The organism is Variovorax sp. MPBD4-3 (genome assembly GCF_058809745.1).
This window is the reverse complement of the sequence record NZ_JBXASW010000047.1, coordinates 1-20,585: the sequence shown is the minus strand read 5'-3', so window position 1 is coordinate 20,585 and position 20,585 is coordinate 1. Positions and strand designations below refer to the sequence as shown.

The window sequence follows — 20,585 nt, the reverse complement described above, 5'->3', positions numbered from 1 at the left end:
CGCCGGGGCCTACTTTTCCGCGGGCTCGCCCGCAGGGACCGTGCCGGCCGGGAGCGACTCCACCCGCACCACGCGCTGCGGATAGGGAATGTCGATGCCCGCGCCGCGCAGGCCGTCGAGGATCGCGATGTTGATGGCCGAGCGCAGGTTGTCCTTGCCCTTGTCGGGATCGGCCACCCAGAAGTTGAGCGTGAACTCCAGCCCGTCGGGCGCGAAGTTCATGAGAAAGGCCACCGGCGCGGGGTCGCTCATCACGCGCGGCTGGGCCTTGGCCGCCTCGCACAGGATGGACTGCACCTGCGCCACGTCGCTCTCGTAGCCCACCACGATGGTGGTGGTTATGTTGAACTTGCGGTCGGCCAGCGAGAGGTTCTCCACCCGACTGGTGATGAGCGATTCGTTCGGCACGATGGCCTCGCGCCCGTTGCCCGCGCGAATGAGCGTGTAGCGCGTCTTGATGTCGGTGATGCGGCCTTCGAAGGTGTCGACCTTCACGTTGTCGCCGATGCGGATCGAGCGCTCCAGCAGAATCACGAAGCCGCTCACGTAGTTGGACGCCAGCTTCTGCAGCCCGAAACCCAGCCCCACGCCGAGCGCGCCGCCCAGCACCGACAGCGCCGTCAGGTCCACCCCCACCGCCGACAGCGCGAACAGCATGCCGATCAGCAGCAGGAAGGCGCGCACGGCGTTCGACGCTACCTTGCGCATCGACAGGTCGGTGACGGCCTCGCGCAGAATGCGCTTCTCGACCGTGCTCGAAATCCACAGCGCGATCATCATCACCAGCCCGGCCGACAGCGCGCCCTGGATGATGGTCTGCAGGCTCACGCGCGTCTTGCCGAAGGCCAGCGTGATGTCGTCGAGCTCGGCCAGCACCGGCGGCAGCAGGCCGACGATCCACAGCACCGCCGCGATCCAGGCCAGCCACGACACAGTGCGCTCCAGCAGCCGCACCATGTTGGAGGCCGGGAACACCGCGCGCAGCACGCGCGCGAACAATCGGATCACCGCCAGCGACAGGAACATCGACACCGCGATGCGCAGCACCAGCACGGTCTGGAAATCGCCCACCACGCGCCGGGCAAGGTCGGTGAGCACCAGCGCGAGCAGCGGGAACAGCACGCCGTCGAAGGTGCGTTCGCCGAACCAGATCGAGTCCTTGGGCTGGTCGCGGCCGAACCATTTGCACACGCCCCAGGCCAGGGCGACGCAGGCCACCAGCACGGCCAGTTCGATGCCGATGCCGCGTGCATCGACCTGGCTCAGGCGTTGGGTGAAGTCGTTGAAATTCATCGGTTCAAAAAAACATGGGCGCCGCTGGCGCCGCCTGCGCTACAGGTCGGCCAGCACGCGGATGTGGGCTTCCACGCTGCGCGCCAGGGCGTCGAGGTTGTAGCCGCCTTCGAGCATCGAGACGATGCGGCCCCCGGCATGGCGCCGGGCCACGTCGTGCACGCGCCCGGTGATCCAGGCGAAGTCGTTCTCGTTGAGCCCGAGCTGGCCCAGGTCGTCTTCGCGATGGGCGTCGAAGCCCGCGCTGATGAAGATCATCTGGGGCTTGAACTCCTCCAGCCGCGGCATCCACACGGCCTCGATCATCTCGCGCACGTCCATGCCCTTGGTGTAGGCCGGGATCGGCATGTTCAGCATGTTCGGCGCCGGATGGTCGGTGCCGCTGTACGGATAGAACGGGTGCTGGAAGAAGCCGACCATCAGCACGCGCGGATCGTTCGAGAGGATGTTCTCGGTGCCGTTGCCGTGGTGCACGTCGAAATCGACGATGGCCACGCGCTCGATGCCGTGCACCTCGATGGCGTGCCGCGCGGCAATGGCGATGTTGTTGAAGAAGCAGAAGCCCATCGCCTGGTCCCGGCAGGCATGGTGGCCTGGCGGGCGCACCGAGCAGAAGGCGTTTTCCAGCTCGCCGGCCACCACCGCGTCGGTGGCGGCAATGGCGGCCCCGGCGGCGCGGCGAGCGGCCAGCAGGGTGAAGCGGGTGAGCACGGTGTCGGGGTCGACCTGCGCATGGTCGGGGCCGCCGGCGGGCTCGTCGGCCACCAGGCGCTGGTGCAGTTCCTCGAGATGCTCGACGTGCGCGGCGCTGTGCGCCCGGGTGAGCTGCTGCAGCGTGGCCAGCGGCACGTCGCGGTGCTCGAGCGCGTCGCCCACGCCGGTCAGCAGCAGGCGGTCTTCGATGGCATCCAGGCGGCCCGGGCATTCGGGATGGCCGCCGCCCATGTCGTGCTTCCAGAAGTCGCGATGTGTGAAGTAGCCTGTCTTGCCCATGTCTCTCGCGTGTAGACCTCACGCGGCATGGGGCCGCATGGTCTTACGGTATCGTTTGCATATGGATACAAATATGGACGTTGCTGCAAAGCTAGCCACTTTGTTAAGTCAGCTTAACACGGTGATCGTGGGCAAAGAGGCCCAGGTGCGCGACTGCGTGGCCTGCCTGCTGGCGGGCGGCCACCTGCTGATCGAAGACGTGCCGGGGGTCGGCAAGACCACCCTCGCCCATGCGCTGTCGCACACATTCGGCTTGCAGTTCTCGCGGGTGCAGTTCACCGCCGACCTGATGCCGGGCGACCTGTCGGGCGTGGCCATCTACGACCGGGGGCAGCAGGCTTTCGTGTTCCACCCCGGGCCGATCTTCGCGCAGGTGCTGCTGGCCGACGAAATCAACCGCGCCAGCCCCAAGACGCAGAGCGCGCTGCTCGAGGCGATGGAAGAAAAGCAGGTCACGGTCGAGGGCGAGACCCGCCCGCTGCCCACGCCCTTCTTCGTGATCGCCACGCAGAACCCGCAGGACCAGCTCGGCACCTTCGCGCTGCCCGAGTCGCAGCTCGACCGCTTCCTGATGCGCATCTCGCTCGGCTACCCCGACCGCGCGGCCGAACGCCAGCTGCTCGCGGGCACCGACCGCCGCGAGATGCTGGCCAGCCTGCCCGCTCTGCTGACCGCCGGCGAGCTGACCGCCATCCAGCAGGGCGTGCAGCAGGTGCATGCGGCCGACCCGCTGCTGAACTACGTGCAGGACCTGATCGCCGCCACCCGCTCGGGCCGCTGGTTCCTGCAGGGCCTGTCGCCGCGCGCCGGCATCGCCGTGCTGCGCGCGGCCAAGGCGCAGGCGCTGCTGGCCAACCGCAACTACGTCGCGCCGGACGACGTGCAGGCCGTGCTGCCGCAGACCATCGCGCACCGCCTCACGCCGGTGGGCGACGCGGGCCGGGGCGCCGTCGAGCAGGTGCGCGCCATGATCGCCGCCGTGCCCTTGCCGTGAGCCTGCGCTCGCGCATCGACGGCTGGTTCCTGTCGCGCCGGCCGCCGTCGGACACGCTGGAGCTGACCCAGCGCAACGTCTACATCGTGCCCACGCGGGCCGGCTGGACGCTGGCCGCCACGCTGCTGGTGCTGCTGGTCGCGTCGATCAACTACCAGCTCAACCTGGGCTACCTGCTGACCTTCCTGCTGGCCGGCAGCGTGGCGGTGGGCATGCACGTGTGCCACGGCACGCTGCGCGGGCTGTCGATGCACATGGTGGCGCCCGATGCGCACTACGCAGGCGCGGCGGCCGTCTTCAAGGTGGTGCTGCACAACACGCGGCGCAGCGTTCGCTACGGCATCGGCATGGCGGTGCGCGGCAGCGGCCAGTGGGCCTGGACCGACGTGCCGGCCGAAGGCACCGCCACCGTCGAGATCGCGTTCCAGCCCGAGCGCCGCGGCCTGCACCCGGTGCCGCCGCTCACCGCCGAGACGCGCTTCCCGCTCGGCACCTTCCGCGTGTGGACGGTGTGGCGGCCGGCGGCGCGGATGCTGGTCTACCCCGCGCCCGAAGCCCATCCGCCGCCGCTGCCGCCGGGCGAGCCGCTGTCCGGCCCGGCCGCCGCATCGGCCGCATTGCGCGCCGCCGGCTCCGGCGAATACGACGGCGTGCGCGCCTACCGGCGCGGCGACCCGCTGAAGCTCGTGGTCTGGAAGAAGGCCGCGCGCGCCCAGGCCGCCGGCTCCGAAGACCTGGTGAGCCGCGACACCCAGCAGACGCAGCGCGAGGAACTCTGGCTCGACGCCCATTCCGCCGGCCTCCCCGACACCGAAGCCCGCATCTCGCGCCTGTGCGCCTGGGTGCTGATGGCCGACCGGCTGGGCGTGGACTACGGCATGCGCGTGGCGGGCCGGGTGGTGAAACCCTCGCAGGGCGAGGCGCACCGGCGCGCCTGCCTCGAAGCCCTGGCTCTGTGCTGAACGGGGACCACGACCATGAACAAGCTCATGACGCGGATGGCCACCCTGCCCCGGGATGCCCGGGACACGCTGTTCCTGCTCGCGGTGATCGCGCTGATCGTGCTGCCGCAGGTCGAGAACATTCCCTGGTGGTGCACCGCCATCACGGCCATGGTGCTGCTGTGGCGCGGGATGCTCGCGGTGCAGGCACGCCCGCTGCCAGGCAAATGGTGGCGCGCCGCGCTGCTGGCGCTCACGCTGGCCGCCACCTTCGCCACGCACCGCACGCTGCTGGGCCGCGACGCGGGCGTCACGCTCATCGTGATCCTGCTGGCGCTGAAGACGCTGGAGCTGCGCGCCCGGCGCGACGCCTTCGTCATCTTCTTCCTGGGCTTCTTCGCGATGCTCACGAACTTCTTCTATTCGCAGTCGCTGCTGACCGCGTTCACCATGCTGCTAGCGCTGCTGGGCCTGCTCACCGCGCTGGTCAACGCGCACATGCCGGTGGGCCGGCCGCCGCTGTGGCAGGCCGCGCGCACCGCCGGCTGGATGGCGCTGGCCGGCGCGCCGATCATGCTCGCGCTGTTCCTGCTGTTCCCGCGCTTCGCGCCGCTGTGGGGCACGCCCAGCGACGCCATGGTGGGACGCAGCGGCCTGTCGAACGTCATGCGTGTCGGCACCATCGCCGAGCTGGCGCTGGACGACAGCATCGCCGCGCGGGTGCGCTTCGAGACCGGCAAGGTTCCGCCGCAAAGCCAGCTCTACTTCCGCGGCCCGGTGCTCGCGCAGTTCGACGGCCGCGAATGGACCGCGCTGCCGTCATGGGCGCGCGGCACCCAGTGGACGCCGAACCTGCGCGTGAGCGGCGAGCCGGTGCGCTACGAGGTCACGCTCGAGCCCAGCAACCGCCCGCTGCTGCTGACGCTCGATGCCGCGCCGCGCGCGCCCGAGGCTCCGGGCTTCGAGGTAACGGGCACGCCCGACCTGCAATGGCTGGCGAACCGCCCGCTCAACGACCTGGTGCGCTACCGCGCCGAGAGCTACACGCAGTTCCACAGCGGCCCGCTCAAGCGCGCGGGCGGCCAGCTGCAGGCCTACCTGGCGCTGCCGCCCGGCACCAATCCGCGCACCGCAGCACTGGCCGCCGAGATGCGCGCCGACCCCGCGCTGGCCGGTGCCGATACGCCGGCCTTCGTGCAGGCCGCGCTCGCACGGCTGCGCACCGGCGGCTACAGCTACACGCTGGAGCCCGGCGTGTACGGCGACAACACCGCCGACGAGTTCTGGTTCGACCGCAAGGAAGGCTTCTGCGAACACATCGCCTCGGCCTTCGTGGTGCTGATGCGCAACCTGGGCGTGCCGTCGCGCATCGTCACCGGCTACCAGGGCGGCGACCTCAACACGGTCGACAACTACTGGATCATTCGCCAGAGCGATGCGCATGCCTGGGCCGAGGTCTGGCAGGAAGGCACGGGCTGGGTTCGCGTCGATCCCACGGGTTCCGTCGCGCCGGGCCGCATCGGCCAGTTCCAGCGGCTGGTGCCGCAGCCGGGGCTGTTCGCGGGCGCCATCGGCGCGATGAGCCCCACGCTCGCGCAGAACATCCGCGCCGCCTGGGAGGCGGTGAACAACGGCTGGAACCAGTGGGTGCTCAACTACACGCAGAGCCGCCAGCTGAACCTGCTGAAGAACATCGGCTTCGAGGCGCCGAGCCTGGAAGACCTGGCCTATGTGCTGCTCTATCTGCTGGTGGGCGCGAGCCTTGCCGGCGCCGCCTGGACGCTGTGGGAGCGCAGCCGCCACGACCCGTGGCTGCGCCTGCTAGGCCAGGCCCGCGCGCGGCTCGCCAGGGCCGGCCTGCAGCTGCCCGACACCGCGCCGCCGCGCCAGATGGCCCAGGCCGCCGACGCGCGCTTCGGCCCGTCTGCACAGGCGGTGCGCGACTGGCTGCTGAAGCTGGAGGCACAACGCTACGCACCGGCCACGCCGGATTCCCTTTCCACCCTGCGCGCCGAATTCCGATGCCTCGCCTGGCCTGCCGCGAACCCGCGCGGCTGAAACCACATGTGTCCCCGAAAGGGGTCCGTGCGGGCGGGCGGCACAATCGACCCATGCGATTCTTTCTCCCCAAGCCGTCCCGCGCCGCCGCGGCAGCCGCTCTTCTCGCCGCCTGCTGCGCATGGTCCACGGGGGCTGCAGCACAGAAGTCCTCCAGCGGCCGTGCCGCCGCCGCGGTCAATCCGGTGCGCGGCAGCACGCCCTACGCCACGCGCGACGACGCCATGCAGTTCGCCGACGAAGTGGCGGCCCGCCGGGGCCTGGACCGCGAATGGGTTCGCGCCACCATCGGCAGCGCGCGCTTCCTGCCCAACGTGCCGCGGCTCATGCTGCCGGGCCCGGTGGGCACCGTGAAGAACTGGCAGACCTATCGCAGCCGCTTCATCGACCCGGTGCGCATCGCGGCTGGCGTGCGCTTCTGGCGCGCCAATGCCGACACGCTGGCGCGCGCCCAGCAGGTGTACGGCGTGCCGCCGGAAATCATCGTCGGCATCATCGGCGTGGAAACCATCTACGGCCGCAACATGGGCAGTTTCCGCGTGATCGACGCGCTGGCCACGCTGTCCTTCGATTTTCCCCAGGGACACCCGCGAGCGGCCGAGCGCGAGGCCTTCTTCCGCGGCGAGCTCGAGAGCTTCCTGAGCACCGAGAGCCGCACCGCCGACGACCCGCTCACCCCGCTGGGCAGCTACGCCGGCGCCATGGGCATGCCGCAGTTCATGCCCAGCAGCATCGCCAAGTACGCGGTCGACTTCGACGGCGACGGCCGCATCGACCTGGTCAACAACCCGGCCGACGTGATCGGCTCCGTGGCCAGCTACTTCAAGGCCTTCGGCTGGCAGCCGGGCATGCCCGCCGTCTTTCCGGTGCACTTCGAGGAAGCGCGGCTGCAGAAGGCGCTGCTGCTGGCGCCCGACATCCTGCCGACATTCAGCGCCGACAGCTTCGTGGCCGCGGGCGCGGTGCCCGAGGGCGACGGCATCCGCCACAAGGGCCTGCTCGCGCTGGTCGAGCTGCAGAACGGCGCCGACGCGCCGCCCACCTACGTGGCCGGAACGCGCAACTTCTACGTGATCACGCGCTACAACTGGAGCAGCTACTACGCCATGTCCGTGCTCGACCTCGGGCAAGAGGTCAAGGCCGCGATGGAGCAATAGGCACCATGTCGCCCGAGGCACTGCGAGCGAACTGGAACGCGGCCTGGCATGCGCTGGGCGTGGCGGCGCCCGACGAGGCGCTGTGCGCCGAGCTGCAGCGGCGCTACGCCGAACCCCAGCGCCACTACCACACGATGCAGCACCTGGGCGAATGCCTCGCCTGGTTCGAGCGCGAACAGGCGCTGGCGGAACACCCCGCGGAAGTCGCGCTTGCGCTGTGGTTCCACGACGCGATCTACGACGTGCATGCACACGACAACGAAGCACGCAGCGCCGACTGGGCGCGGCAGGCCTTGCTGGCTGCTGGCGTCGACGCGGAAGCGGCCGAACGCGTGCACGCGCTCGTCATGGCCACACGCCACGATGCGGTGCCCGAAGGCCGCGACGCCGAACTGCTGATCGACATCGACCTGTCGATCCTGGGTGCCGGGCGCGAGCGCTTCGACGAATACGAGCGCCAGGTGCACGCCGAATACGGCTTCGTGCCAGAGGAAGTGCGCCTGCCGCGCCGGCGCGCCATCCTGCAGCGCTTTCTCGATCGCAAGGCCATCTACGCCACGCCGCGCATGCATGCGCAGCTCGAGGCGCAGGCACGCATCAACCTGCAGCGCTCGATCTCGGGCTGACCCGCGGCCTCAGGCCGGCATCAGCCGCCACCATTCGGTACGCGGCGACTCGCCCCCGTGCGCTTCTTCGACGGTGCCCAACAGCAGGCCGCCGCTTGACGCGCCCAGCTTCGACAACGCCAGCAGGCGCTGCGGATCGCGGCACAGCATGAAGCTCGCATCGCCTTGCCATTCCAGGCACCGCCCCACCTCGGCCAGCATCAGCGCGGGCTGGCTCTGCATGAAGGTGAAAGGCATCGGCATGCCCGTGTCTAGCTGCGAAAGGCCCGCCTGCGTGGCCTCCCGTGCGCCGCGCAGGCTGGCCACGCGCAGGCGGGCATCGGCAGGCAGCGCGGTCTCGCCGGCCGCGTCCAGGCAGCAGCGCGCGCCGTACATCGCAAGCTCCGTCCACAAGCCGACGCGGCGCGGACGACGGCCGATGCGCCGCGCCAGGTCGTCGCGCCACTCCTGCGGCGGCGGATGCGCGACGAAGTGCGCAGCGGTGCGCCAAGCCGTCATGCCGAGCAGTCCTTCAGCACCAGCGAGGCATGCCCGCCGCCGAAGCCCACCAGATTGAGCAGCATGTGGCGCAGCCTCCGCGGCGCCTGCCTGCACAGCGAGATGCCGAGCGTCTCGTCGAGCGGATAGTCCACCACCGGCCACGCACCGCCTTCGATGCAGCCCACCAGCAGCGCCAGTTCGGCCGCTCCCGCGGCGCCCAGCGTGTGGCCGATCACCGACTTGAGCGACACCAGCGGCGGCAGCGGATCGAACACCTGCCTGAGCGCTTCCACCTCGATCGCGTCGTTGACCGGGCTGCCGGCGGCCTGCACCTTGACGAGGTCGATGTCGGCCGGCCGCAGGCCGCTCTGCGCCAGCGCCCCTTGGCACATCGCAAGCACCGCGCTGGCTTCGGTGCCAGAGGGGTTGCGCCCGTCGACCACGTTGGCGCCGCCCATGAACTGCCAGCGCGCGGCGCGCGACTGCAGCCGCAGCGCAGCCACCGCCTCGCCGAGCACCAGCCCCTTGCGTCCGGCGCCGAAGGGCCTTGCGCGATCGGGCGCCAGCAGTTGCATCGCGCCGAAGCCGGCGACGGTGAAGCGGTTGTCCAGTTCGGCACCGATCACCAGCGCCTCTTGCGCCTCGCCGGCGCGGATCATGTCGCAGGCCGTCAGCAGCGCGTTCAGCGACGATGTGCAGGCGGTCGACACGGTGAACACCGGTCCTTGCCAGTCCAGCGCACCGGCCACGATGTCGGCGAAGTCCTGCAGATCGCCGCCGAGCCGCCGGGACTGTTCCATGTGTTCCATGAACCCGATGTCGAGCGACGACGAGGCCACGAACAGCGGCGCGGTGCGCTCGCCCCAGTCGCCGGTCTTCGCGGCCACGTTGCGCACGATGCGGCGCAGGCGCTCGGTCCAGTCGCCCTCCGCCTGCGGCAGCGCATGCACGGGCCAGCACACGTCATCGGCAACGGCCACGGGCACCGGCGGCACACCGCCGCGCCGCAAGGAAGCCAGTGCGCGCGGCATGTCTTCCCCCAGCGCGCAGGCCAGCCCGACGCCGGCCAGGAAGACCTGGCTCATGCCTTGCCCGCTTGCGCGAGATGCTGCGCCAGATGCGCGATGGACGTGAGCGCCCGGCGCGTCTCCTTGCTGTCGGGCATGCGCACGCCGAAGCGCTGCTGGATCGCCATCGACACCTGCAGCGCATCGAGCGAGTCGAGGTCGAGCCGCGCCTCGGGGCCGAACAGCGGCTCGTCGTCGCCGAGGCCGCCGGGGGGCGCCGTTTTCTCGACGGCTTCGAGCACCATGGCCTTGAGGCTGGCGATGAATTCAGGTGTGACGGTGTCAAGGGTGCTCATGGTGCGCGCCTGCGAAACAGAAATACGGCGATGAGGAACATCAGCGCCGCGAACACGGCCAGCCGGCCGATCTGCGGCAGCGCGTCGGCCACGCCGCCGCCGCGCAGCAGCACGGTGAGCAGGGCCTCGAGCCCCCAGTTCATCGGCGAGATCTCGACCAGCCGCTGCATGAAGCCCGGCATCACGAACTTGGGCACCATGATGCCGCCGGCAGCCGCCATCAGCACGTTGACCATCGGCCCGATGGTGGCCGCCTGTGCATGGCTGCGCACCAGGCAGGCCAGCGCGAGAGACAAGCTGACCGCCGCCAGGCTCACCGCCGCGAGCGACAGCACCAGCGCGCCCCAGTGGATGCCCGCGAGCGACAGCGCGTCGCCGCCGATCAGCGGCATGAACCAGATGCCGGCCGCGAGCATCAGCACCGCCTGCAGCGCGTTCACGCCAAGGTAGGGCAGCGCCTTGGACGCCAGCAGCGTGAAGCGCGAGACGCCCAGGCTCTGCAGCCGGCCGAGCGCGCCCGAACTGCGCTCCTGCACGAACAGGCTGGACAGCGACGCGACCACGAAGAACATGCCGAAGACCAGCCATGCAGGCACGTTCTGCTGCACCGAGGTCGGGCGCGGACCGGCGGCGGAGAAGCGCTCGGCGCGCACCATCGCCTGGATCGACGCATCGGGCGCGGGGCTGGCCGTGCCGGGCACCGCCAGCGCGAGCCGCGCCTTGAGCTCGCCCGACGCACCGACCAGCTCGGCACGCAGCGCATTGAACAGGTTGGCGTCGATGCCGGGCTCGGTCAGCAGGTGGATGCGCGCCTGGGTCGAGAGCGCGGCCGACTCCAGCTCTTGCGACAGCCCCGGCTCCATCACGATCACGTACTTGAGCGAGCCGTTGCGCAGCCGCGCCTGCCAGTCGTCGCCCAGCGGCTGCGGCGTGCCGTGGTTGCGCTGCCAGAGCTGCTTGAGCCACTGCGCGGGCGTGGCGGTGTCGCGCATGTCGATGGCATAGGCCAGCTCGGCGAGCGGCGGGCGGTAGATGTCTTTCAGCGTGAGCGACATCAGCACGATGAAGACCATCGGCATCACGAACAGCGCGGCCAGCCCGTGCATGTCGCGCACGAGGGCGAGCAGTTCTTTCCTGATGAGCGCGAGGAGCATGGGAACGTCGGTCAGTCGCGCAGCGAGCGATGGGTGAGCGCCATGAAGAGCTGCTCCAGGTCATGGCGGCCGAACTCGGCGTGGCGCACTTCGATGCCCTGCGCTTCCAGCGCTGCCAGCACGGGACCGGGGCCGATGCCTCTGTCCAAATGGATGCGCCAGTGCACGCCGCCCTCTTCCACGGTGCCGAAGCGCGAGAGCATGCCCGCGTCGAGCCCGTCGGCCGCGAGCGTGAGCAGCATCGCGCTCTTCGAGAGCAGGTCGTCGAGCGCGCCTTCGCGCAGCAAATGGCCGCGGTCGAGGATGACGACGCGATCGGCGATCGCCTCGATCTCTTCCATGTAGTGCGAGGCGTAGATCACCGCCGCGCCCTGCTGCGCAAGGCTCTTGATGGCGTCGAGGATGAAGGCGCGCGACTGCGGATCGACACCGACGGTGGGCTCGTCGAACAGCATCAGCTCGGGTTCGGGCAGCAACGCAATGGCGAGGTTGAGGCGCCGCTTGAGGCCACCGGAGAGTCTTTCAGCGCGCACGCCGGAGAACTGTTCGAGTTGCGCAAACTCCGTGCAGGCGGCGATGCGCTCTTTTTTCTTCGCGCCAGACAGGCCACCCGCCGCCGCGAAGCATGCGAGGTTCTCGGCCACGGTCAGCATGGGATAGAACGCATGCTCCTGCGGCGCGACGGCAATCCTTGTTGGGGTCCTTGCACGCACCTGCTGCAGCGGCTGACCGTCGATCCGGATCTCGCCCGACTGCACGGCCAGCGCGCCCGACAGGTGCGAGATGAGCGTGGTCTTGCCTGCGCCGTTCGGGCCCAGAAGACCGAGCACGCAAGCTCTCGGCACTGCGAGCGATACGTCGGCCAGTGCGGCCGCGTCGGCATGCGGATACCGGTAGCTGAGGCTCTTCAGCTCTAGCATCGGTTTGCCATCTGCGTGTTGTTCGGGGCATGTGCACAGGCCATCGGGTACTCCCCTCCGCGAATGTCCCCCGGCCTGCGGCCTCCTCCTTTATTTCGCTGCGGGGAGCACCCGACGCCCTGTGCACGATGGACGCGGCTGTCGTGCTGGCTGATCAACGACGGCTCTGAACGATCACGTCGATGGGGTGCCTTGCGCAGCGAAATAAAGGAGGAGCCCGAAGGGCGGGGGACATTCGCGGAGCAAGGTACCCTGTCGACGTGATCGCACCCCGAACGACTCGAAACCAAAGGAGTCATCAAGCGACGGCAGCCTTCAGGTCGCGGAAGAAGCTTTCTTCCTGCTGAGCCTGCTCACGCAGCTTCGCGGCAAGCGCTGCGGGGTCCACCGCCTCGCGCCCCTTCACCATGCGCGCGGCCTTGAGTGCGAACGCGCGCCAACCGTCGCCGATGGCGATCAGCCGCTCCGACATCTGCTGCAGTTGCGGCTTGTCGAGCAGGTGCGCGGCCTCTTGCAGGAAGCCCGCGTAGATGAAGCGGAAACCCGCCCCACCCGTGCCGATTTCTTCCTGCATGCGCACCACGTGGCCGATGAAGTCGACGCTGCGCGGGTCGGTCGGCGACAGCGCCTGCATGCGCCTGGCCAGCGTGCGCATGCCGCGCACGCCGACGATCGGAATCGGGGCGAGCATGTTGCGCACCGTCTTGCGGATGGCCTTGACGACGCTGGCCGCGTCGACCGCCTTGCGGTCGATGGCCTGCGGGTAGTACATGAGCCCCTTGGGCGCGAGCACGCCCTTGGCGAATCGCGCGCGAGCCAGGTCGCCGCTGGCGCAGCGCACGGGCTCCTCGAACACGGGATCGCTGATCAGGTAGTCGTCGCCGTCCTTGCCGTAGACCAGCAGGTTGTGCGCGTTGAAGTGAAAGCGCATGTTCGGCGGGAAGTACGGCAGCCAATAGACCGAGGTCTGCAGCCCCACCAGTTGGCCGTCGGCGAGCAAGGCGTCGAGCCGCTGCTGGCCGGCCTCGGGGCTGCGGAAGGTCTCGAAGCGAAAGCGCGCGGCCATCGGCGCCAGCAGGCCCTTGATGATGGCCTTGGGCGGCATGCGGTACGAAATGAGCGGCAGGCCCGACAGCTTGATGAACGGCAGGTACGCGAACGACAGCGCTGATGAAAGCCCCAGCGCCATGCTCTCGCTCATCGGCGCGCCGTGGTGGCGCATCAGGCTGGAGATGACGCCGCTCTCGCAGTGCGCCGCCTGTTGGTGTTGGAACTTCATGGCAAGCCTTGCAGGGTGGAAACGGGCAGCCCCAGCGCTTCGCCGTAGCGTGCGAGCTGCGCTGCGGACAGCGCGGCGAAATGGCGCGGCTGCAGGTGGCGGCGCACGCGCCATTGCCAGAAGCCGCTGGTCTGGGAGAGCAGCGCCACGTCCATGCGGCGCTCGTACATCCAGTATTCGAGCGGCGAGGCCTGGCCCGCCTTCACGCGTTCCCTTGCGGCCTGCGCCTGTTCGACGAGCACGTCGACGGCGTGGCTGGTGACGATCTCTTCGGCCTCCCAGCCGCGCGAGGTGGCGGTGACGACGCGGCCCTGCGCGTCGCGCGCATACATCAGCTTGGAATGGCCGTCGAGGGTCGCATTGCCCTCCTGCGGTACCGCGTCGAGGTCCATGGCTACACCGCCTCCATGTAGATGAAGCCGCTGGAGAAGCGGCCGCTTTCGGGCACGAACATCAAGAGCTTCTGCCCGGGCTTGATGCGGCCCGAGCGGAACAGCTCGTCGAGCATGATGTAAGGCGACGCCGAGCCCGTGTTGCCCTTGCTCGCGAGGTTGCTGAACCATCGCTCGCGCGGAATGTGCAGCCCCAGCGACTCGAGGCACTGGCTCACCGGTTCGACGAAATAGTGCGATGAGAGATGCGGCAGGAACCAGTCGATGTCCGCCGACTTCAGCCCGCGCCGCTCGATGATGGCCGCGAGCGGCTCGCCCAGCGTGGCGCGCACGATGTTGTCGTTGAGCAGGCGCACGTCCTGCTTGACGGCGAAGGTCGACTCGCGTTGCCAGTCTTCGGGCGACTTGCGGGCCCAGCCGTCGAGGCCGCCTTCGGCGTTTTTCTCGGCGCCTGCGTACATGCACACCGGCAGTTCGTGCGCGGCCGACGACAGGTCGATCCAGTCGATGCGCAGCGACAGCGGCCCGCGCGGCTCGCGCTCCAGCAGCACCGCGCCGGCGCCGTCGGACAGCATCCAGCGCAGGAAGTCTTTCTCGAAGGCCAGCTCGGGCCGGGCCTCGAGCGCTTCGAGCTTGTGCTCCAGCTCGGCCTCGAAGCGCGAACCGCGCATCACGGCCGAGGCCAGCTCCGAACCGGTGGCCACCGCGCGCCGCGCGTCGCCCGCGCGCACCGACAGCCACGCATGCTTCAGCGCCGTGGCGCCGGCAAGGCAGATGCCCGCGCAGGCCACCACTTCGAGGCGCGGCCAGCCAAGTTCGCCGTGCACCATCACCGCATGGTTGGGCATCAGCTGGTCGGGCAGCGAGGTGCCGGTGGCAAGGCAGTCGACAGGCCCCACGTCGTCGCCCAGCGCGCGGATGGCCGAGGCGGTGAGCTGGGCGTTGGTCATGGCCAGTTCGCCGGTGGCGCGGTCGATGGCGTAGTGGCGCGACTGGATGCCGTTGCTGCGAAGAATGAGCCGCCGCGCGCGCGAAGCCTTGCCGCCGATGCGGCCGAGCACGTCTTCGATGTCGTCGTTGCCGACCGGGGAAAAGGGCAGGAAGGCGGCGGTACGGGTCAGGAAGACATCAGTCGTCATAGAGATGGGAGCGGTCCGTGGCGGAGCCCGACGGGCACTCGAACTGGGCGGTCATTCTAGTCAGCCACCCCCGGAACAAAGGCCGCAGCAGCGCCTGGAGCGTGAGGCTCACGGGCACTACCGTGATGATCAGTACCAGCAGGAACAGCACGTACAGCAGCAGCAGCGGCTTGCGCTGCCATGCGCCGGGGCGGCCGGCCGCCATGATGAGCTTGCCCCACAGATAGAAGCTGCGGGTGCCGGCCTTCTCGCTGACGAGCAGCCGGGCATCGGCGCGCACCGCGCCCAGGCCTGCCAGCAGCGGCTGCGTGCCGCGTTCGAGGCCGGCGTGCAGCGCATCGCGTAGCGCGCGGCCGAAGCGGCCGCTGCCGCGGATCTGTTCGGCGCTTAGCCCCGCGTCGGGCATGCCCCAGAAGCCGCGCTTGCGGCCCCAGATCAGCCAGGCCGGCGTGGTGAAGAACGTGGCTAGCGTGGGGCCGGGATCGGTCAGCACCACGTTGTCGATCAGGCGCGCGCCCACGTCGTCCAGCATGCCCTTGAGCTTCTCGTGCGCCAGCAGCCACATGTTGCGGCAGGCGATGACCGTGACCACCGGCTTCCCCTCGAGCAGGCGCGCGGCCACCGGATGCTTGAGGAACGCCGCGACCGGCTGCGAAGGTGCCAGGAACCACACCTGGGAAGGCAGCACGATGAGGTCGAAGTCTTCATCGCCGCCGAGCGACAGCGGCGCCAGCGGCCGCGGCTTCATGTGGGCCGATTCCGGGAAGGCGTCGAAGAAGGTCAGGAAGGGCCAGGGAAAGGGAAACGGCTGCAGTGGCCGCAACACTTCTTCATGCACCTGGATCGACGGGTCGGCGCGCAGCGGCGCCACGATCTGCTCGGCCACCTGGTCGAGCTGGCCGGACTGCGAGTAGCGGAGAACCAGGACCCGCTTGGGGACGTTGTTGCGAGGCGCGGCGACGGGGCTGGAGAGACTGGAAAGGCTGGAGATCACTGGCGGCGGCTTTCGGGGGCCGTCGAATGTACGCGAAGCAAGCGCCAAAAGCATCTGCCATCAGTCATGTCTACGACTGCCGATGGTCGGGGTGGCCAGCCCCTGCGCCAGGCCTGCGCCGGGCCTCAGCCGCGCCTGGGATTGGCCTGCAGCCAGCGCGCAACCTGTTCGCGCTGCGCGGGCGTGTAGTGCAGCCCCAGCTTGGACCTGCGCCAGAGCACGTCGTCGGCGGTCACGGCCCACTCGTTGTCCTGCAGGAAGCGCAGTTCGCGCTCGAACAGGCCGGGTGCCACTTCGGCGCCCAGGCCGGCGAAGGATTTCGCGTTGCCCAGCACGTCGGCGATGCGCGCGCCGTAAGCCCGCGCCAGCCGCCGCGCGAGCTGGCCGTAGAGCCAGGGGTGCTTTGCCTGCACGGCCGACACGAAGCGCTCGAAGTCGTCGTCGGGACGCTTCGCGGCGCCGATCCAGCCCGACAGGTCGCCGCCCGCGAGGAAGGCGCCGTCGGTCCAGGCCGGGCGCTGCGCGCTCGACTGGCCCAGCATCTTGCCGACCTCGTCGGCCGCGTCCTCGGCCAGCTTGCGGAAGGTGGTGATCTTGCCGCCCCACACCGACAGCAGCGGCGCGGCGGTGGTGTTCGACTCGAGCAGGTAGTCGCGCGTGACGGCGGACGGATCGCCCGACGCGTCGTCCAGCAGCGGGCGCACGCCGGAATAGGTCCACACCACGTCGCTCGGCACGATAGGCTTGTCGAAGTAGCGGCTGGCCTGGGTGCAGAGGTAGTCGATCTCTTCCTGCGCGATGCGCGCCGCACCGGGGTCGTCGCCGGTCAGTTCGATGTCGGTGGTGCCGATCAGCGTGAACTCGTCCTGGTAGGGAATGGCGAAGATGATCCGCTTGTCGGGGTTCTGGAAGATGTAGGCATGGTCGTGCTCGAACAGGCGCGGCACCACGATGTGGCTGCCCTTGACGAGCCGCAGGCTCTTGGTGGCCAGCGCCTCGCCCCTGGCCGACTGCGCCACGCCGCGCAGGAAGGACTCGGCCCACGGCCCCGCCGCGTTGACCACGGCGCGCGCGCGCAGCGTGCGCCTGTTGCCGTCGGCGCCTTCCAGCGTGGCGGTCCAGGCGTCGGCGTCGCGCTGGGCGTGCACGCAGCGCGTGCGGGTCAGCACCTCGGCGCCGCGCGCCCGCGCGTCCAGCGCGTTGAGCACCACGAGCCGCGCATCGTCGACCCAGCCGTCGGAATAGACGAAGCCGCGCTTGTACTGCTCCTTCAGCGGCTTGCCGGCGGCATGCCGGCGCAGGTCGACGCTGCGCGAGCCCGGCAGCACCTCGCGCCTGGCGAGGTGGTCGTACATGAACAGGCCGATGCGGATCATCCAGGCCGGGCGCATCGACGGGTCGTGCGGCATCACGAAGCGAAGCGGCCACATGATGTGGGGCGCGCTCTTGAGCAGCACTTCGCGCTCCTGCAGCGCCTTGCGCACCAGCGAGAACTCGTAGTACTCGAGGTAGCGCAACCCGCCGTGGATCAGCTTGGTCGAGGAAGAAGAGGTGTGCGAGGCAAGGTCGTCTTTTTCGCAGAGCACCACGCGCCAGCCGCGGCCGGCCAGGTCGCGTGCGATGCCGCAGCCGTTGATGCCGCCGCCGACAATGAGAACGTCGCAATCGGTGGCGGGCGCAGGCGGATTCGAGGAAAAATCGCTCACAGCAGATGGATCCGTTGGTTCATGGCTTGGGTTTGCTGACGGAAGCCATTGTATTTTCGAATTCTTTCAATTTCATTCCTTTGAGCGCGATTTTCCCCGAAAATTCCCTCAATCGGGATTCGCTTTCTTTCGTTTTAAATTGACGCGCACTGTAACCTTGCCGCAGTCTTCCTGCCCTTCGCGACGCCCCTGTGAACTCCAATCCCCGACAGATCAATCTCCTGGAAACCGTGCGCACGCGCGGCTCCGTCACCGTCGAAGAACTGGCCGAAATGCTCGGCGTCACGCTGCAGACGGTCCGCCGGGACGTGCAGCGGCTGGCCGACGAGGGATTGCTGACCCGCTTCCACGGCGGCGTGCGGGTGCCGAGCTCCACCACCGAGAACATCGGCTACCAGCAGCGTGAGACCCTGCACGCCGAGGGCAAGGCGCGCATCGCCCGCCGCGTGGCGGAGCTGGTGCCCAACGACTGTTCCCTGATCCTGAACATCGGCACCACCACCGAGGCCGTCGCCAAGGCGCTGCTGCGCCACACCGGCCTGCGCGTGATCACCAACAACCTGAACGTGGCCACCATCCTGAGCGGCAACAGCTCGTGCGAGGTGATCGTGGCCGGCGGCTCGGTGCGCCCGCGCGACCGCGCCATCGTGGGCGAGGCCACCATCGACTTCATCCGCCAGTTCAAGGTGGACATCGCGCTGATCGGCGTGTCGAGCATCGAGGCCGACGGCTCGCTGCGCGACTTCGACCTGCGCGAGGTGAAGGTGGCGCAGACCATCATCGCGCAGGCGCGCGAGGTGTGGCTCGCGGCCGACGCCAGCAAGTTCAACCGGCCCGCGATGATCCAGCTGGGCACGCTCTCGCAGATCGACCGGCTGTTCACCGACGCCGAGCCGCCGCCGCCCTTCCCCGACCTGCTGCTCGCGGCGCAGGTCCGGCTGGAGATCGCGCGCGACAACTGAAGAACGAAGAAGCACGGAGACGACATGACGACCTACCTGCTGGCCCTGGACCAGGGTACTTCCAGCTCGCGCAGCATCGTGTTCGACCGCGAAGGCCGCATCGTGGCCATCGCGCAGAAAGAACTCACGCAGATCTATCCGCAGCCCGGCTGGGTCGAGCACGACCCGATGGAAATCTGGCACAGCCAGCTCGCCACCGCGCGCGAGGTGCTTGCAAAGGCCGGGCTGCAGGCCACCGACATCCACGCCATCGGCATCACCAACCAGCGCGAGACCACCGTGCTGTGGAACCGCAAGACGGGCCAGCCGGTGCACCACGCCATCGTCTGGCAGGACCGCCGCGCCGAACCGCTGTGCGCGCAACTGCGCGAAGAAGGCATGAGCGACACCATCCGCCGGAAGACCGGCCTGGTGATCGACGCGTACTTCTCCGGCACCAAGCTGCGCTGGCTGCTCGACAACGTGCCCGGCGCGCGCGCGCAGGCTCAGAGCGGCGAACTGGCCTTCGGCACGATCGACAGCTGGCTCATCTGGCAGCTCACCGGCGGCAAGGCCCACGTGACCGACGTGAGCAACGCTTCGCGCACCATGCTCTTCAACGTGCACGACAACGCGTGGGACGCCGAGCTGCTGAAGGCGCTGGACATTCCCGCCGCGCTGATGCCGAAGGTGCAGCCATCGAGCTCGCACTTCGCCGATACCGACACCACGCTGCTGGGCCACACGCTGCCCATCGGCGGCGTGGCCGGCGACCAGCAGAGCGCCCTCTTCGGCCAGGCCTGCTTCGAGGCCGGCATGGCCAAGAACACCTACGGCACCGGCTGCTTCCTGCTGATGCACACCGGCGGCGCGTTCCAGCCCTCGCACAACGGCCTGCTCGTGACCAGCGCCGCGCAGACCGATGCGACGCCGCAGTACGCCATGGAAGGCAGCGTGTTCGTGGGCGGCGCGGTGGTGCAGTGGCTGCGCGACGGCCTCAAGGCCATCAAGGGCAGCGCCGAAGTGCAGTCGCTGGCCGAGAGCGTGCCCGACGCGGGCGGCGTGATGATGGTGCCGGCCTTCACCGGCTTGGGCGCGCCCTACTGGGACGCGGACGCGCGCGGCACGATCACCGGCCTCACGCGCGGGACCACGGTCGCGCACATCGCGCGCGCCGCGCTGGAAAGCATCGCCTACCAGAGCGCCGCGCTGCTGCAGGCCATGAGCCGCGACACGGTGGCCGCCGGCGGCAAGCCGGTGGCCGAACTGCGCGTGGACGGCGGCGCCAGCGTGAACGACCTGCTGATGCAGTTCCAGGCCGACCTGCTGGGCATTCCGGTGGTGCGGCCCGAAGTGGTCGAGACCACCGCGCTGGGCGCCGCCTACCTGGCGGGCCTGTCGACCGGCTTCTACAGCGACGCGCGCGAGCTCTCCAAGCTGTGGAAGGTGGAGCGCCGCTTCCTGCCGACCATGGGCCGCGCGCAGGCCGAGGAATCGATGGCGCGCTGGGAACGCGCGGTGCGCCAGGCCACCGCGACCTGAACGGCGGCCCGGCGCACGTCGCCGCTTACCAGCCCCAGGTCAGGCGCTTCTGCACCCAGCCGGTGGCGCCGCCCTCGTGCCGCACCTTGATCCAGTCGCCCCGGCGCTCGATGGTGCGCAGCACGTCGCCGTAGCCGGCCTTCTTCAATACGGGGCTGCGGGTGCTCGGCGCGCGCCGCAGGTTGGCGACCTTCGCCTTCACGACGTGGTGCGGCGTCTTCCTGGTCATGGGCCGGTAGACCCAGGCCTTGTCGTTCTCGAAGTCGCTGACCCTCAGCCAGTCGCCTTTCCTGCCGATCACGCGGAAGGGGTAGCCCTTGCTCACTGTCCAGTGCGTCTCGTAGCGCTGTCCGGGGCCGGTGCGCATGTTGAGCGTGGGAACGGCGGCACTGACCATCTGCGAGGACGGCGCCGCCGCGAACACGGACGGCGCGGCCACCCATGCAAGGAAGAATGCGAGCAGGAGCGCGGGCCATCGACTGAATCTATCCATGGAGCTGGGGTTCCTTTCTATCGAACGTAAGGAGTGAATGTCCGGCGGAGCCGGGCGAGCCCGTCTGGGCGCCCTCGGCTCAATAAGTTCCGCGGGGATTTCCCCGACAGCCTCCCGCCC

Annotated in this window: 20 protein-coding genes; 7 read left to right on the top strand and 13 right to left on the bottom strand. The window is 69.4% G+C overall.

Annotation, left to right across the window (positions count from 1 at the left end; genetic code table 11):
* Positions 1 to 9: 9 nt before the first annotated feature.
* Together AC1RVW_RS22885 and AC1RVW_RS22880 are read right to left on the bottom strand one after the other, a co-directional pair.
* Entirely contained in the window at positions 10 to 1,293 is a 1,284-nt protein-coding gene (locus AC1RVW_RS22885) for a mechanosensitive ion channel family protein (protein WP_081267145.1), read from the bottom strand.
* A gap of 39 nt (positions 1,294 to 1,332) precedes the next feature.
* On the bottom strand, positions 1,333 to 2,286 hold the full coding sequence (locus tag AC1RVW_RS22880; RefSeq protein ID WP_106933986.1) for a histone deacetylase family protein: 954 nt from the start codon (positions 2,284 to 2,286) through the stop codon (positions 1,333 to 1,335).
* A gap of 73 nt (positions 2,287 to 2,359) precedes the next feature.
* On the opposite strand from AC1RVW_RS22880, the gene AC1RVW_RS22875 reads away from it, so the two are divergent.
* From AC1RVW_RS22875 to AC1RVW_RS22855, 5 genes are read left to right on the top strand one after another with little or no spacing between them, the layout of a single operon-like run.
* Positions 2,360 to 3,280 (top strand): AAA family ATPase, encoded by a 921-nt coding sequence (locus tag AC1RVW_RS22875; RefSeq protein WP_493202691.1) that lies wholly within the window; start codon positions 2,360 to 2,362, stop codon positions 3,278 to 3,280.
* Positions 3,277 to 4,242 (top strand): DUF58 domain-containing protein, encoded by a 966-nt coding sequence (locus tag AC1RVW_RS22870; protein WP_493202689.1) that lies wholly within the window; start codon positions 3,277 to 3,279, stop codon positions 4,240 to 4,242. The genes AC1RVW_RS22875 and AC1RVW_RS22870 overlap by 4 nt, the downstream gene beginning before the upstream one ends.
* A 15-nt stretch (positions 4,243 to 4,257) precedes the next feature.
* Positions 4,258 to 6,279, top strand: a complete 2,022-nt coding sequence (locus tag AC1RVW_RS22865) for a transglutaminase TgpA family protein (RefSeq protein WP_493202687.1) — start codon at positions 4,258 to 4,260, stop codon at positions 6,277 to 6,279.
* Positions 6,280 to 6,332: 53 nt separating this feature from the next.
* Positions 6,333 to 7,436 carry a lytic murein transglycosylase B gene (gene mltB, locus AC1RVW_RS22860; RefSeq protein WP_493202685.1) on the top strand — a complete coding sequence of 368 codons (1,104 nt, stop codon included), beginning with the start codon at positions 6,333 to 6,335 and terminating at the stop codon, positions 7,434 to 7,436.
* 5 nt (positions 7,437 to 7,441) lie between these two features.
* A complete protein-coding gene (locus AC1RVW_RS22855) occupies positions 7,442 to 8,062 on the top strand; it encodes an HD domain-containing protein (RefSeq protein ID WP_493202683.1) in 621 nt (206 codons plus the stop codon).
* Between the two features lie 9 nt (positions 8,063 to 8,071).
* Here the strand turns inward: AC1RVW_RS22855 and AC1RVW_RS22850 are convergent, their stop codons facing one another.
* The 10 genes from AC1RVW_RS22850 to glpD form a co-directional block, all read right to left on the bottom strand.
* A complete protein-coding gene (locus AC1RVW_RS22850; RefSeq protein ID WP_493202681.1) occupies positions 8,072 to 8,560 on the bottom strand; it encodes a hypothetical protein in 489 nt (162 codons plus the stop codon).
* Complete coding sequence (locus AC1RVW_RS22845) at positions 8,557 to 9,627, bottom strand: beta-ketoacyl synthase N-terminal-like domain-containing protein (RefSeq protein WP_493202679.1); 1,071 nt, start codon at positions 9,625 to 9,627, stop codon at positions 8,557 to 8,559. Before AC1RVW_RS22845 ends, AC1RVW_RS22850 begins: the two co-directional genes overlap by 4 nt.
* Positions 9,624 to 9,905, bottom strand: a complete 282-nt coding sequence (locus AC1RVW_RS22840) for an acyl carrier protein (RefSeq protein ID WP_493202678.1) — start codon at positions 9,903 to 9,905, stop codon at positions 9,624 to 9,626. Before AC1RVW_RS22840 ends, AC1RVW_RS22845 begins: the two co-directional genes overlap by 4 nt.
* Complete coding sequence (locus tag AC1RVW_RS22835; RefSeq protein WP_493202676.1) at positions 9,902 to 11,059, bottom strand: ABC transporter permease; 1,158 nt, start codon at positions 11,057 to 11,059, stop codon at positions 9,902 to 9,904. The genes AC1RVW_RS22840 and AC1RVW_RS22835 overlap by 4 nt, the downstream gene beginning before the upstream one ends.
* Before the next feature lie 11 nt (positions 11,060 to 11,070).
* On the bottom strand, positions 11,071 to 11,979 hold the full coding sequence (locus tag AC1RVW_RS22830; RefSeq protein WP_493202674.1) for an ABC transporter ATP-binding protein: 909 nt from the start codon (positions 11,977 to 11,979) through the stop codon (positions 11,071 to 11,073).
* Between the two features lie 298 nt (positions 11,980 to 12,277).
* Complete coding sequence (darH, locus tag AC1RVW_RS22825) at positions 12,278 to 13,258, bottom strand: BtrH-related acyltransferase DarH (protein WP_409195804.1); 981 nt, start codon at positions 13,256 to 13,258, stop codon at positions 12,278 to 12,280.
* Positions 13,255 to 13,650: a DarG family dialkylresorcinol biosynthesis protein gene (locus AC1RVW_RS22820; RefSeq protein ID WP_493202672.1), complete on the bottom strand. Its 396-nt coding sequence runs from the start codon at positions 13,648 to 13,650 to the stop codon at positions 13,255 to 13,257. Before AC1RVW_RS22820 ends, darH begins: the two co-directional genes overlap by 4 nt.
* Before the next feature lie 2 nt (positions 13,651 to 13,652).
* Positions 13,653 to 14,789 carry a beta-ketoacyl-ACP synthase III gene (locus tag AC1RVW_RS22815; RefSeq protein WP_081267158.1) on the bottom strand — a complete coding sequence of 379 codons (1,137 nt, stop codon included), beginning with the start codon at positions 14,787 to 14,789 and terminating at the stop codon, positions 13,653 to 13,655.
* On the bottom strand, positions 14,779 to 15,783 hold the full coding sequence (locus AC1RVW_RS22810; RefSeq protein ID WP_493202670.1) for a dialkylresorcinol condensing enzyme: 1,005 nt from the start codon (positions 15,781 to 15,783) through the stop codon (positions 14,779 to 14,781). Before AC1RVW_RS22810 ends, AC1RVW_RS22815 begins: the two co-directional genes overlap by 11 nt.
* A 125-nt stretch (positions 15,784 to 15,908) precedes the next feature.
* Positions 15,909 to 17,489: a glycerol-3-phosphate dehydrogenase gene (glpD, locus tag AC1RVW_RS22805; RefSeq protein ID WP_493202668.1), complete on the bottom strand. Its 1,581-nt coding sequence runs from the start codon at positions 17,487 to 17,489 to the stop codon at positions 15,909 to 15,911.
* Positions 17,490 to 17,680: 191 nt separating this feature from the next.
* Here glpD and AC1RVW_RS22800 point away from each other — a divergent pair, with 191 nt between their 5' ends.
* Positions 17,681 to 18,451 carry a DeoR/GlpR family DNA-binding transcription regulator gene (locus tag AC1RVW_RS22800; RefSeq protein WP_081267160.1) on the top strand — a complete coding sequence of 257 codons (771 nt, stop codon included), beginning with the start codon at positions 17,681 to 17,683 and terminating at the stop codon, positions 18,449 to 18,451.
* 24 nt (positions 18,452 to 18,475) lie between these two features.
* A complete protein-coding gene (glpK, locus tag AC1RVW_RS22795; RefSeq protein WP_493202666.1) occupies positions 18,476 to 19,972 on the top strand; it encodes a glycerol kinase GlpK in 1,497 nt (498 codons plus the stop codon).
* Positions 19,973 to 19,997: 25 nt separating this feature from the next.
* Here glpK and AC1RVW_RS22790 read toward each other — a convergent pair whose 3' ends face one another.
* Positions 19,998 to 20,465, bottom strand: coding sequence for an SH3 domain-containing protein (locus AC1RVW_RS22790; protein ID WP_493202664.1), 468 nt, complete (start codon positions 20,463 to 20,465; stop codon positions 19,998 to 20,000).
* Between the last annotated feature and the right edge of the window lie 120 nt (positions 20,466 to 20,585).